Origin of the sequence: Sorangium sp. So ce296 (assembly GCF_051529605.1) — a bacterium.
In the GTDB taxonomy this organism is placed as follows: domain Bacteria; phylum Myxococcota_A; class Polyangia; order Polyangiales; family Polyangiaceae; genus Sorangium; species Sorangium cellulosum_D.
This window is the reverse complement of record NZ_CP150325.1, coordinates 2312593-2326257: the sequence shown is the minus strand read 5'-3', so window position 1 is coordinate 2326257 and position 13665 is coordinate 2312593. Positions and strand designations below refer to the sequence as shown.

Sequence of the window (13665 nt, the reverse complement as noted above, 5' to 3'; positions counted from 1 at the left end):
GGCGGGGGGCTGGCCGAGCGCGGGTCAGGGGGCGAGCTTCACGATGTACGCGCTCCCGTTGTCGTACGAGCCCGCGCCGATCACGTTGCCGGCGCCGTCCACGGCCACATCGACGATCCCGCCGTAGCTCGCGGCGCCGAGCGGATCGGCCGACCACAGCACGTCGCCCGACGGCGAGAGCTTCACGATCGTGCCGTTCGGGGTGATGACCGCGTTGCCGGCGGCGTCGACGGCGACGGCGCTGTCGCTGTAGATGTCGTTTCCGGAGCCGAAGCCGGTCGTGTCGACGCTCCACAGCGGCGCGCCCGAGGCGGTGAACCGCGTCACGGCGCCGCGGAAGGCGACGACCACGTCGCCGGAGGGGGCCACGGCGACGTCGCCCGGCTGCGCCGTGCCCGAGACGATCTGGCTCCATACGTGATTGCCGGCCGCGTCGAACTTCGCCAGGTACATGCCGTCGTCCACCGGCGAGCTCGTGAGCGGCCCGCCGCCGAGGTCGAGGATGCCGAAGTACTTGCCGAGGACGACGACGTTTCCGGCGCCGTCGACGGCGACGCTCCTGGGGCCGCTCTCGTAGGCGTTCGTCGGGAAGGTCTTGGCCCAGATCGGCGCGCCCGCCGCGTCGAGTCGCGCGATCAAGAGCTCGCTGCCCGGCCCGCCGCCGAGGGTGCCAGTGCCGAGATCCACCGTGTCCCAGATGACGGCCGCGAGCGCGGCGCCCGAGCCGGCCCGGGCGACCTCGATCTGGTCGAGGTCGTCGATCTGCGCGAGGAGGTCGCCCGACGCGCTGAACCGCCGCAGCCCGAAGTTCGAGACTGCGAGCACCTGGCCGGAGCCCGACTCGGCGACGCTCAAAAAGATGTTGTCGCCTGCCGGGCGCCGGTCCCACACGTAGCCCCCCGCGGCGTCGAGCTTCACGAGGAAGCTCGTGTTGAACAGCTCGAACGACGTCGGCTCGCCCTGCCCGGCGAAATCGACGGGGCCATAGCCGTAGCCGCCGAAGATCACGCTGTCCCCGCCGCCGACCGTGACGGTGTACGCCCGCATCCCCTCGTTCCAGCCGTTGACGAAGAGCCTGCTCCAGAGGACGCTCCCGGGGGCGCACGGCGCGCAGCTCGGGCCCCCGCAGTCCACGCCGGACTCGGCGCCGTTGCGGATCCCGTCCTCGCACGTGTCGTGGTAGCAGACCGTGAGCGCCGGCCGCTCCGCGGCGCTCGCGCTCTCGCTGCTCCGCAGGGTGCTCCGGGTGACCGCGTCCTCCTCGAGCAGCACGCCGTGGTTGCCCTGCGCGCCGCTCACCCAGGCCTGCGCGAGCGCGGTCACGTCGACGTTGCGGAAGCCGGTGGTGCCGCCGGGCCCGCCGGTGACGAAGGAGGCCTCGACCGCCGGATCGAAGTGGTTGCCGCCGCCGAAGCTACCCCACGTGACGGTCGACTCCGACCACGGCGCGGTGGCCCGGTGGACGCGCACGGCGCTGCTCTCGATCTTGTAGGTCTGGTAGAGCGACAGCGTCGCCGAGGCGATCTCCGCGCTCGCCGGGACGCCGGCGAGGTCGAACCGGAGCAGGCTCCGCCGGACGCCGCCCGTGCCGGTGCCCGTCGTGAGCGTGGTGCTCGCGCCGTCGTTCCAGCCGGGCGACACCTGCCAGATCGTCGCGTCGGCCACCGCGCCGCCGAGGCCGCGGCGGATCGTCACGCACCGCGGGTCGCACGCGTCGCCGAGGCCGTCGGCGTCGCCGTCCACCTGCGACGGGTTCGCGGCGGCAGGGCAGTTGTCCTGCGCGTCGACCACCCCGTCCCCGTCGCCGTCCTGCGCGACCTCGATCGCATAGGCGGGGGAGCCCACCAGGACCGAGCTCCCCGACACGGCGACGGTCTTGCCGAAGCCGCCGCCGGTCGGTCCGGTGCCGGCGAGCTTGGCCCGCTCGATCTCGATCCACTCGCCGGCCGCCGGCGAGAACACGTACGCGGCCCCCGCGTCCGGCTGGTCGAGGCGGTCGGCCAGGAGCGCGCCGGCCACCGCCATGTCTCCCGAGATCGCCACCGCCTCGCCCAGGCCGTCGCCGGTCCTGCCGTCGGTCGCGATCAGCCGGGAATCCCGGCGCCAGCCGCTCCCCGCGCGGTCGAACACGTAGGCCAGGCCCCGCCCGAGCTGGTACCACGGCATCGGCGGGCTGAGGACGCCCGGCGCGCCCACGACGATGCGCGCGCCCGAGATCGCGACCGAGCTGCCGAAGCGGTCGTACAGAGCCTCCGGCGGGTCGGCCACGAGCTTGTGCGGGGCGCTCCAGTCGCTCGCGTCGAACACGAACGCGGCGCCCACGCCGTCGTGCTCCAGCCACCACGCGTTCCCCGGCGAGCCCACGACCACCGTGCCGCCCTCGATCGCGACGGGCGGCGTCTCCCAGGGGTTCTCGCCGGCCGGGGGGGCGAGCTCGATCGCCTCGCTCCAGGCGGCGCCGCTCCGCGCGAACACGTAGACCGAGCTCTCGGCCGAGAGCGCGGCCCGGTCGCCGTCGACCGCGACGGCCTCGCCGATGGGGTTCGCCGTCCCGCCGCTCGCGACGAGCTTGGCCTGCTCGGACCACGCGCCGCCGCTCCGCACGAAGACGTAGGCGGCGCCGGCGCCCCCGGTGCCCCAGGGCGCGCCGACCACGATCGTGTCCGCCGAGACCGCGACGGAGCGCCCGAACGAGCCGCCGGCGCCCCCATCGCTCGGGACGAGCTTGGCCTGCTGCGCCCAGGCGCCGCCGCCGCTCTTCACGAACACGTACGCGCTCCCGGGCGCCCCGACGACCGCGGTGTCGCCGGACATGGCGATCGCGTCGCCGCCGAGGTGGACCTGGCTCGCGCCGTCGACCGCGATGAGCGCCGTCCGCTGCGAGGCGGCGAGGGGATCGACCGTGATCGGGTACGCGGCCCCGGCAGTGTCGACGCGCAGCGACAGCGCGCGCTCGCCGGCGCCGAGCTCCATCCACGCGGGCAGCGTCCGCCCCGCGGCGTCGGTGGCGTGGAGATCCGTGTACCGGAGCGCCACCGCGCCCGAGGCGTCGCGCAGCGCGACCCCCTCGCCGCCGCCGAGCGGCGCCGCGCGGAGGTCGCCGCCGAGGGCGAGCTCGATCACGAGGTCCCGATCGCCCTGCGCGCGGCAGGGCGGCGCCGCGGGCACGGTGAAGCCCTGCTCCAGCCCGAGCGGCCCGTTCACGTACCACTCCACGAGCTCCTCGCCCGGCGACGCGCCCTGCCGGCGGAGCTCCACGCGGTTGTCCGCGGCGCGCGGCGCGGCGCTCGCCACCGCGCGCAGATCGCCCGCGCACCCGTACCGCGCCGGGGCCATCGAGAAGCTCCACCGCCCCTCGCCCTCCTCGGGCGCGATCCGCACGCCCGACGCGCTGAAGTCGGCCGTGAGCCGGTGCGCCGGGTTCGGCGCGCGCAGCCCGGGCGCCTTCCCCGCCGAGGGCGCCTCGACGACCCTGTAGCTCTCGGGCGCGCTCGACTGCACGGCAGCGATGTACGCCGCCCGCAGGCGCGCGCGCGCCGCCGCGTCGAGCGCCGCGGGCGCCGCCGCGCCGGGCGCCGCGGGCGCCGCCGCGCCGTCGACGGACGATGAAGGGCCTTGCGGCGCCTCGGTGGAGGCGCAGCCCCCCATCATGGCGGCTGCAGCCATCACCCGTCCCACCCGCCCCATTCGAGTTCCCATAAGCTGGATCTCCCCATCTGGCTGGCGCTCCCTCGCGCGCGCGCACCGGGCGCCGGAGCGCTCCGCGCGGCAGGGCAGCGAGCCGCGGCGCACGCTCGCAAGGACCGCGCCCCCGGCGGTGGACGCGCGCGGCGCCGCCGATGCCTCGCGCGCTCGGTCGATCCGGGCCGAGCCGACGGCGCCTTCGCCGCGCGCTCCGGGCCACTGGCCGGCCATGGCCCCGTGGGCCGGCCGCCGGCGGGGCCGCGGACGGGCGCCTCGCTGCGGGGCGGCGCCTCGCGCCGGAGCTGCGGCGCCGCGGCGCCGCGTCCGATTCCGTGGCACGTGTGGCGGGGTGACCGGAACAAACAACAGCGAGGGCACGAGCCCTCGCTGGAGGCACATGGTCATGAAACTCGCAGCGACGGAAATCCGGTTGAATCGCGATCTCCCCACGATCGCCCTCGAGAAGAAAGGGCAGGTGGCGCATGTCTTCTGATCACGACGAGCGCGCCGAGCTGCTCGACGAGCACCGCCCGGAGCTCGGGCGCCTGCTGCGGCGCATGCCCCCGCGCCGCAGCGCCGTGGCGTCGCTCTCGGGCTATCTCCTCTCCTTGCGAGAGCCGACAGGCTATCTCATCGCGGTCGGCCTGCAGGAGCGCGATCCGGATCTCGAGCCCGAGCGCACGCTCCGCTCGGCCCTGGCCTCCGGCGTGCGCGCGCCGGTCCTGGCCGGCGTGATGTCGCGCTCGGCGCTGGCCGAGATCATCGCCCCGCTCTCGCCCGTCACGCAGGCGGTCGCCGCGGACATGAAGAGGGCGGTCCCCTCCGGCACGCTGCGGGTCGTCGTCGCGGCGGCCGGCGGGGCGGAGCTCTTCACCGTGAAGGCGTCGGAGCTGCCGGCCGGCTGAGCCGCCCCCGCCCGGCCCAGCGCGCCGGGCGGCGTCCGGCCCCAGCGCGCCGGGCGGCGTCCGGCGCCCGCGGGCCCGGCGCTCACTCGTTCGCGTAGACGCGCCGCTCGCTCGAATCGAGCCCCAGGTACACGACCCGGCGGTCGAGGCTCGCGCCCCCGCGCTCCGCGTCCTCCGGCGCCGGCCGCCGGTCGGCGGCCTCGTCGCTCCGGCGCAGCGCCTCGTACTCGGCGACCGAGGCGTGGCGGCACCCGTCGAGCGGGGCGTCGATCGCGAGGTCGGCCACGAGCGCGGCGGCCTCCGGCCGGACCCTGCCCGCGAAGAACTCGGCGCAGCAGCCCGACCCGTAGCTGAACAGCCCGATGCGCCGCCCCTCCAGGGCGCGGGCCTCGGCGTTGAGCAGGGACGCGAGCGCGAGGTACAGCGAGCCCGTGTAGATGTTGCCGATGCGCGCCGGCAGATCGAGCGACGGCTCCACCTCGGCGGCGAAGCTCTCGTCGGCGGCCTGCTCGGTCAGGCCGTCCATCATCCGCCGGTGGCGGTGGGCCTTGCGGGCCATCTTGCCGTAGGGGACGTGGTAGCAGGTGCGCGCGAGCGGCTCGCCGTCGCCGGTGACGCGGCGCCACTCGGCGTACGCCCCGGCAAGGGCGTCGAGGTAGCACTGCACCGAGAAGTGGCCGTCGACGAGCGCCTCCTTGTGGTGGAGCGGCCGCCAGAAGTCGTAGACGTCGCGCGCGTAGGTGCCGGTCTTGCCGACCTCGATCTCGACGAGGCGCGGGCGCTCGCGCACGAGCAGCGCCACGGCGCCGGCGCCCTGGGTCGGCTCGCCCGCCGAGCCGATCGCGTAGCGCGCCACGTCCGAGCAGACGACGAGGGCGGCGCGGCCGCGGGCCGAGCCGGACGCGATCCAGTCCACCGCGTTGAGCAGGCCGGCGGTGCCCCCGAAGCAGGCGTGCTTGGCCTCGAAGACCCGGCACGCGCTGGGCAGCCCGAGCAGGCCGTGGAGGAAGGAGGCCGCCGGCTTCGAGTGGTCCACGGCGGTCTCGGTGCCCACGACGCAGAGCCCGATGTCCGCGGGGCTCGCGCCCGAGCGCTGGAACAGGCGGCGGGCCGCGTTGGCCGCGAGGGTGATCGGATCCTCCTCCGGCGCCGCGATCGCCATCCGGCGGGTGCCCAGGCCGGTCAGGTACTTGGACGGCGCGACGCCCCGGGCCTCGGCGAGCTCGCTGAGCTCGACGTAGCGGCGAGGGACGGCGAGGGCGATCGCATCGATGCCGATGGGAGGAAAGTCATGACGTAGGCTCATACCTGCATCCTAGGGGCGCATTGTGCAGAGACCATCGAGCCCGCGCGGAAGCTCCGAGGAGCGGCGCAGATTATGGTGCGACGCGTTATGGCGCCCCCGGGGTGCCGCGGGGGGGCGCCGCGACCCGGCGGCGCGGCGCCGCGCCCTCGCCGCGCGCACCTCGCTTGCTGCGGTCCGTGGGCCCATATGGCTCGCTGCGGTCCGTGGACCGATGTGGCTCTCTGCGGTCCGTGGACCGATGTGCGCGCGCGCGCCCAGACGTGCGTGCTTTGCGCCAACGCGCATGAAGCGGAGCCTCGAGCCGGACCGCAGCTCATCGGGTCTGGAAGAGCGCGCGGCGCGCCGCGCATTGCGCACAACGACCCTCACACGACCCAGCGAGCGAGCAGCCAGCGAGAAAAATCGCGTTCAGGTCAAATTCACCACCACATCTCGTTGCAGTTGTGCAATCTGATATGGCGCGTTCTTGCGCCCTAGCGGTCGAGGTTCATGTGAAGCTCTCCCGGTCTACCATGTTGGTTCCGCTTCTTGGGTTGGGTGTTCTGATGATCACCGGCGCCGCGGGGTGCTCCTGCAGCTCCGGAGCGGAGGGCGAGGCAGGCGAGACGGCTGGGGCGAACGTCGGCGGAGGCGGCGGCGCGGGCGGCGGCGCCGGGGGCGACCGGGGGACCGCTGGCGGCGGCGGCGACGGCGGCGACGACCAGATCGGCGCGGGCTCCGGCCACAACACGGGAGGCGCGCCGCCGGTCACGCCCGACACGGCGTGTGTCGCCACGGTCGCCGAGGCCACCCTCACGAAGCGGCCGGTCGATATCGTGTTCGTCATCGACAACTCGCCCAGCATGGCGAACGAGATCATCAGCGTACAGAACAACATCAACGAGAGCTTCGCCGCGATCATCGGCGCGAGCGGCATCGACTACCGCGTCATCATGATCTCCGCGCACGGCGCCGCGAACGTCGACGACTCGATCTGCGTCGGCGCCCCGCTCAGCGCGGCGAGCTGCGACCCGGTGCCGGAGGCGCCCGGGAACAACCCGCCCGTCTTCTACCATTACAGCCACGAGATCAGGAGCAACGACGCGCTCTGCGTCCTGCTCGGCAGCTACAACGGCGGCCTGCCCGACCAGCACGGCGTCGCGCCGTCCGGCTGGTCCGAGTGGGTGCGCCCGGACTCGCTCAAGGTGATCACGGTGATCACCGACGATCACGTGGGCTGCCAGTCGACGCACCTCCCGCGCAACATCTATATCGACGACACGCGGCAGGATCTGGAAGATGTCGCCGACGACTTCGAGGGGCTCTTGTTCGGCCTGGATCCGGTGGTCTTCGGCGACGTCACCGCGCCGAACTACGTCTTCCACAGCATCGTCGGGCTCCGCGAGAACACGCCCGCCACGGACGCTTACGGGCCCGACGGCGACGTGGTCGAGGAGATGTGCGGCACCGCCGTGGCGCCGGGCACGGGCTACCAGACGCTCAGCAAGAGGACCGGCGGCCTCAGGTTCCCGCTCTGCCAGACGAGCTCCTATGACGTGGTGTTCCAGGCGATCGCGGAGGGCGTCATCACCGGCGCGGTGGTCGAGTGCGAGTTCGCCGTGCCGGACTCGCCGCCGGGGGAGGTCATCGACCTCTCGACCGTGGTCGTCCAGTACACCCCGGGCGACGGGGGCGATCCGCAGTCGTTCCGTCAGGTGCCGAACGCGGCGGCGTGCGCCGCGGGCTCGTTCTTCATCGAGGACGACATGATCAAGCTCTGCCCCGACGCGTGCCAGGCGGTCCAGGCCGACGCCGGGGCGGCGATCGACGTCCTCTACGGCTGCGATCCCGAAGCGGCGGATTGAGCTCGCGCGAGCGGCGGCGGCGCTCGCCAGCGCCGCCGCCGGCCCGGGCGCGCCGCCCTGCGCGCCGTCAGGCTCGGACCCTCAGAGACAGCAGCGGAAGCCGATGTCCGGGTTCGTGTCGTCGCGCCGGGGCGCGGACAAGCTCGCATCGCACCTGGCCGCCTTGAGCGAGCGCTTCGCGACATCGTCCGCGTCCGGCACCGACGCCCTCGAGCCGCCGCGGATGAGGCAGTTGCCCTCCGCGTCACAGGAGTTCTCCCACTCGGCCACGTTGCCGCTCATGTGATAGAGGTCCGTCACGCTGCCCTCGCACATCGTCACCGGCGGAATCGGGGCGGGACCCACGGACTTCAGGGCGAACTCGCCGTCGGGATCGTTGACCTTGCACCTCGCCGCATACGCGTGGCCGTAGGGATATTCGTTCACCCCCTGGCCGGAGCACGCGTTGTACCACTCGTTTTGCGCGGCGTTCGCGAGATCGGCGGGCGAGCTCGCTCCACCGCCGATCTTGCCGCAGAGGTGCTTGCCCCGCCACATGCAGTACGCGTAAGCGTCGCACCAGTCGATATAGTTGACGGGCGCTCTCTCCTCGCTGTAGGGCCACCCGTCCGAGGGCTGGTAGATGTTCCCGGAGCACTCGGCCGGCAGGCCGGCGAGCATCGGGCTCGCCCCCAGGAAGGCGTTGTACTCCTTCTTGGTCACCTCGTATTGATCGATGCAGTAGTTCCCTCCGCCCGCCACGGGCGCGATCAACATCCCGTCGGGGCAGGCGCAGAGATGGGTCGTGCTGTTGCAGACGTTCGTCGCGCAGTCTTCGCGGCTCGTGCACTGCTGCCCCGCAGGGCACTTGGTGCGGCACACCATCCCGCCGCAGTCGACGTCGGTCTCCTTGCCGTTCTTCACCCCGTCGCTGCAGCTCTCCGTCTGGCAGATCTGATTGGCGCAGACGCGCTCGCGGCAGTCGGTCGACAGGCTGCATGCCTCGCCGGGCGCGCAGCCGGCGCAGCGCCCGCCGCAATCGACGGCGGTCTCATCGCCGTTCTTCACCCTGTCGCTGCAGCTCGCCGCCAGGCACTTGCCGCCAACGCAGCTCAGCGACTCGCAATCCGAGCCCGTCACGCAGTCCAGGAGGTCCGCGCAGGGAGGGCACGCCGGGTTGCCGTCGCGCGGCGCCGCGCCGCCGCCGCAGTCGATGCTGGTCTCGTCGCCGTCCTTCACGCCGTTATCGCACCGCGCCTCCGCGCACGTGGGCCCGCCGCTGCCCGCGCTCTCCTCGCAACGCCGTGAGATGCAATCCGTCGGCGCCGCGCACGCCTGGCCCGCGGGGCAAGGATCGCAGCCCTCGCCGCCGCAGTCGATGCCGGTCTCGTCGCCGTCCTTCATGCCGTTGGTACAGCCCGGCGAGGGCTCAGCGCCGCCCGCGCCCTGTCCGCCGGTGCCGCCGCCCTGTCCGCCGGTGCCGCCGCCGTCTCCGCCGGTGCCGCCGCCCTGCCCGCCGGTGCCGCTGGTGCCCGTCGTGACGCTGCCCGTGGGGAGGTTCCCTTGGGTCGGAGGCCGGCCCGCATCGTTGCTGCTGCTGCACGAGACGGCCACGGCGAGGGCCGCCAGAGGAATCAGAACGACAGACGACCGGATCATGGAGCTGCCTCCCTGCATGCAATCACGAGGTCAGAGGAAGACGCTCAGCTTACTTGCGATATCGGCTGTCCAGCGCGACAAAACACCGGCCGGCGGGCCGAAACCATCGCCGGATACGTGCTTCCCCGTGCGCCGCGCAGGCCGTTCTCCACGAGGCCGCAGGCGCTCCGCGAGGCCGCAGGCGCTCCACGAGGCCGCAGGCGCTCCACGAGGCCGCAGGCGCTCCGCGAGGCCGCCGGCGCCTCAGCGAGCGACCTCGTCCAGCCACTCGCGCGCGAGCGCGAGGATCCGCGCGTGATCGGGCACGTCGCTCAGGAAGCGCTCGCGCCAGACCGGATCGCCGATCCTCCCGGCCCGCACGAGCAGCCCGTTGCGGGCCAGCGCGATCGCGCCCTTGGCCTCGGCCGCCTGGCCCGTCGCCGAGAGCGCCTCGGCGTGGACCAGGCGCACCAGGAAGCCCTCCTCCTCGCGGCGGTCCGACTCGAGCAGCGACAGCGCCTCGGTCGTGGCCGCGAGCGCCTCCCCGGCGCGCCCGAGCTCGAGCAGGGCGCGCGCGCGCGTCGCGATCGCCGCGGGGAGCCGCTCGGGCACGTCCCGCGCGAGCGCCTCGGCCGCCCGCGACTCCACCTCGGCGAGCGCGGGCTCGCCCGCGAGGAGCAGCACGCGCGCGAGCTGGAGCCGGCTCTCGCACTCCCGGCGCCGGTCGCCGCGGCGCTCCAGCGCCTCGATCGAGCTCCGCAGGGCCGCCTTGGCGGCGTCGACCTGGCCCGAGTGGGCCAGCGCGAGGCCGAGGTTCTGCAGCGCGTTCGGCACCCGATCGTCGAGCGCCATCCGCTCCGCCTCCGCGAGCCCGGCGCGGAGGACCTCCGCCGCCGCCTCGAAGTACCCGAACTGCACGTAGCAGAGGCCCATGTTGAGCCGCGCCCGGCACGCCTCGCGGCGATCGCCGATGTCCTCGAAGGCGGCGAGCGCCGCGCCCATGCTCGCGATGCAGGCGCTCGGATCGCCGTTGTGCTGCCGGAGCAGCCCGTGCAGGTAGAGGAGCTTCGCCTCGATCAGCAGATCCGCGGCCGACGCGTCCTCCGTCGCCTGCTCGACCGCGTCGATCAGCGCGTCGACGCACTCGTAGCGGCCGCCGAGCAGGAGCACGATCGCCCCCTCGAGCAGGCAGGCGTTCTTCGCGACGCGCGCGCCCTCGAGGGGCTCGGCGCCGAGGACGACCATCATCCAGCGCTCGACGCGCTCGTACTGGCCCTGCTTGTGCCCCGCGCCGGCGAGCTGCGTGAACGCCGAGAACCAGGCCACGGAGCCGGGCGCGAGGTGCTGCGTCGCCTCGACCCCGCGCTGCTCGGCGAGGGCGGGCTCCCCGCGCCAGAGCAGCGCCTCGGCCTCGACGAGGCGGAGCGCGCCCACCGCGGCCTCCCCCGGCCCGCAGGCGATGCCGCGCTCGGCGCACGCGATCGCCGCGGCGAGGTCGTTGCCCCGCAGCGCCTTGTCGGCCGCGCGCAGGTACCACTCGGCGGCCTTCTCGGGCTCCTCGCCGCGCTCGAAGTGCTCGGCGAGGACGCGCGGATCGCCCTCGCCGGCCGCCTCGAGGAAGCCGCCGGCGAGCGCGTGGCCGATGCGGAGGTCGCGCGCGGTCAGCATGCCGTAGGCGGCCTCGCGCACGAGCGCGTGGCGGAAGCAGTACTCCGCGTCGTCGCGCTGCCGCCCCTCGCCTCGCCGCACGATCACCTCGCGCCGCAGGAGCTCCGAGAGGAGCGGCGCGATGTCGACGCTCCCGAGCAGCGCGGCGACCGCGCTCGCCCGGAACGTCTCGCCGAAGATGCTCGCCGCCCTGAGGAGCCGCCGCGCCTCGGCGTCGAGCGTCTCCAGCCGCGCCTGCACCATGGCCACCACCGTCTCCGGCTGGCCCTCGCTCTTGCCCTCCGCGACGGCGCGGATCTGCTCCTCGAGGAAGAACGCGTTGCCGTCCGCGCGCTCGACGAGGCGCGCCACGAGGTCGTGCCGCGCGTGCGCGCCGAGCGCCTCGCGCACGAGCCGCTCGCTCGCCCGGCGCGGGAGCGGCAAGAGGTGCAGCTCGTGCGCGAGCCGGCCCTCCCAGAGCCCCGGGAAGAGCCGGCGCACGTCGGGCCGCCCGAGCGCCAGCACGAGCAGCGGCGCGTCCTTGAGCGTCCGCAGCGCCTCTTCCACCATCGTGACGGTGGGGAGATCGCCCCACTGCAGGTCCTCGAGCACGAGGAGCACCGGCCCCGCGCGGCACGCCGCCCCGAGGAACGCCTCCCAGGCGAGGCGGAGCTGGTCGCCCATCAGCACGGCGTCGCGCCGCGCGAGCCTGAGCTGCACGTCGTGCTCGTCGGGGAACGGCGCGCCGACGAGCTCGCCGAGGAACGGCGCGACGCGGGCGGCGTCGAGGCCGTGCTGCTCCACGCGGCCCCGGACCTTGCGCTGCCGCGCCTCGAGCGGCTCGCCGTCGGCGATGCCGAGGGCGTGGCGGAGGGCGCTCGCGAGCAGGCCGAAGGCGGAGCCCGCGCCCATGGGGTCGCCCTGGCCGATCCAGACCTCGATGCGGTCGCCGCGCTCGCGGAGCTTGCGGATGAGCTCCTGGCGCAGGCGCGACTTGCCCATGCCCGCCTCGGCGGTCACGAGCACGGCGCCGGCGGCGCCCTCGTCGATGCAGCGATCGACCTCCGCGAGGAGCATCGCGAGCTCGCGCTCGCGGCCGACGTACGTGGTCGGCCTGCCGAGCAGCTGCGCGGTGCGCTCGTCGCGCGCGCCGTGGAGGACGCGGCCGGCGGCGTCCTCGGTGACGTCGAAGCGGGCGCCGATGAGGGCCGCGGTCACCTCGTCGATGCGGACGCCCGCGAGGGGGAAGCGGCCGTCGTCGGCCGCGAGCATCTGGAAGGCGCGGTCGATGAGCTCGCCGACGGGCACGCGCGCGGAGAGCTCCGCGCGGCCGGTGGCGAGCGCGACGGGCGCGCCGCCGAGCAGCTCCTTCAGCGCGAGGGCGCAGCGGGCGGCGCGCGCCGCGAGGTCGGTCGGCGTGCCCGCGCCCGACAGCACGATGAGCGGCGAGCGGCCCTCGACGAGCTCGAGCTCGCCGCGGTACTGCTCGGCCACGTCGTGCAGCTGCCAGAGCTGTGCGCGGCGCGGCTCCTCGGCGCCGTCGCCCTCGGCGGGGTGCTCGCGGGTGACCACGAGGCACATCACGCGCCGCTCGCCGGTCGTGAGCTCCACGGCCCGCGGCGGGAAGGAGCGCGGCCCGCCGAGGCCGCCCTCGGGCGCGTCGATCCTGGCGAGCTCGGCCGCGACGGCGTCGCCGTCGGCCGGACGATCGTTCGGCGATTTCGCGAGCATGCGGGCGACGAGGTCGTCGAGCGCGGCGGGGGTGCCGGGCCGGAGCTCGCGCACGCGGGGCGGGTCCTCGAGGAGGACCTTCATCAGCACGGCGAGGCCGGCGTTCCCCTGAAAGGCGGCGCGGCCGGTGAGGCAGCGGTAGAGGATGCACCCGAGGGCGAACACGTCGACGCGGGCGTCGGCGCTGAGCTCGCCGCGGGCCTGCTCGGGGGCCATGTACCCGGGCGTGCCGAGGACGAGGCCGGCGGCGGTGAGCGGCTCGTCGGTGGCGGCGCGCGCGAGGCCGAAGTCGATGAGGCTCACGCGGTCGAGCGAGCCGCCCTGGAGCAGCAGGTTGCTCGGCTTCAGGTCGCGGTGGACGAGGCCGAGCCTGTGGATCTCGCCGAGGGTCGTCGCGACGCGCAGGCCGAGCTCCAGGGTCTCTTCGAGGGTGAGGCCCTGGCGCGTGAGGCGGTCGGAGAGCGTCTCGCCGTCGAGCCACTCCATGGCGAGGTACGGCTGTCCCCACGCGGTGGCGCCGTGCGCGACGTAGCGCACGACGCCGGGCACGCGGGCCGCCGCGAGCGCCTGCGCCTCGCGCGCGAAGCGGCCGAGGTGCTGGCTGCCCTCGGTGGTCAGGAGCTTGATCGCGACGGCCTCGCCGGTCTCTCGATCGCGGGCCCGGTAGACGGCGCCCATGCCGCCGGAGGCCGCCAGGTGCTCGATGCAGAAGCGGCCGTCGATGATGTCTCCTGCCTGCATCGCTCACCGAGCGCCCCGGGAGGGTGCTCACCGGCGGGCAGACTGCCAGCGAGTCAAGCTCTGCGTCCAGTGCTCATTCCGCCTCGCGCGGCCTCGCGCCCGGTCCGGCGTACGTCTCCGGGGGGGAGAGCCGGCCGGGGCGGACGAGCGCGCGTGTGCGGGGCGCGCGCTGGAAATCTCATCGAAACAG

At 74.5% G+C, this 13665-nt stretch carries 6 protein-coding genes; 2 read left to right on the top strand and 4 right to left on the bottom strand.

The window, feature by feature from the left end; all coding sequences use genetic code 11:
• Nucleotides 1–24 precede the first annotated feature (24 nt).
• The gene (locus WME98_RS08930) at nt 25–3666 is read right to left on the bottom strand and encodes a DNRLRE domain-containing protein (protein ID WP_437950888.1); all 3642 of its coding nucleotides are present in this window, start codon (nt 3664–3666) and stop codon (nt 25–27) included.
• Nucleotides 3667–4166: 500 nt separating this feature from the next.
• Between WME98_RS08930 and WME98_RS08925 the strand changes: the two genes are divergently transcribed.
• Nucleotides 4167–4589, top strand: coding sequence for a hypothetical protein (locus tag WME98_RS08925; protein ID WP_437950887.1), 423 nt, complete (start codon nt 4167–4169; stop codon nt 4587–4589).
• 82 nt (nt 4590–4671) lie between these two features.
• Here the strand turns inward: WME98_RS08925 and WME98_RS08920 are convergent, their stop codons facing one another.
• Entirely contained in the window at nt 4672–5895 is a 1224-nt protein-coding gene (locus tag WME98_RS08920) for a hydroxymethylglutaryl-CoA synthase family protein (RefSeq protein ID WP_437950886.1), read from the bottom strand.
• A 545-nt stretch (nt 5896–6440) separates the two neighbouring features.
• Between WME98_RS08920 and WME98_RS08915 the strand changes: the two genes are divergently transcribed.
• Entirely contained in the window at nt 6441–7739 is a 1299-nt protein-coding gene (locus tag WME98_RS08915) for a hypothetical protein (protein WP_437950885.1), read from the top strand.
• Between the two features lie 81 nt (nt 7740–7820).
• On the opposite strand, the gene WME98_RS08910 is transcribed toward WME98_RS08915, so the two are convergent.
• Both WME98_RS08910 and WME98_RS08905 read right to left on the bottom strand, forming a co-directional pair.
• Nucleotides 7821–9377 carry a formylglycine-generating enzyme family protein gene (locus WME98_RS08910; protein WP_437950884.1) on the bottom strand — a complete coding sequence of 519 codons (1557 nt, stop codon included), beginning with the start codon at nt 9375–9377 and terminating at the stop codon, nt 7821–7823.
• A 243-nt stretch (nt 9378–9620) separates the two neighbouring features.
• Nucleotides 9621–13475, bottom strand: a complete 3855-nt coding sequence (locus WME98_RS08905) for a serine/threonine-protein kinase (RefSeq protein ID WP_437950883.1) — start codon at nt 13473–13475, stop codon at nt 9621–9623.
• Nucleotides 13476–13665 lie beyond the last annotated feature (190 nt).

Bases quoted from the DNA above. Each gene is read 5' to 3' on its own strand.
- WME98_RS08930 (WP_437950888.1), bottom strand. From the start codon at position 3,666: ATGGCTGCAGCCGCCATGATGGGGGGCTGCGCCTCCACCGAGGCGCCG.
- WME98_RS08925 (WP_437950887.1), top strand. From the start codon at position 4,167: ATGTCTTCTGATCACGACGAGCGCGCCGAGCTGCTCGACGAGCACCGC.
- WME98_RS08920 (WP_437950886.1), bottom strand. From the start codon at position 5,895: ATGAGCCTACGTCATGACTTTCCTCCCATCGGCATCGATGCGATCGCC.
- WME98_RS08915 (WP_437950885.1), top strand. From the start codon at position 6,441: ATGATCACCGGCGCCGCGGGGTGCTCCTGCAGCTCCGGAGCGGAGGGC.
- WME98_RS08910 (WP_437950884.1), bottom strand. From the start codon at position 9,377: ATGATCCGGTCGTCTGTCGTTCTGATTCCTCTGGCGGCCCTCGCCGTG.
- WME98_RS08905 (WP_437950883.1), bottom strand. From the start codon at position 13,475: ATGCAGGCAGGAGACATCATCGACGGCCGCTTCTGCATCGAGCACCTG.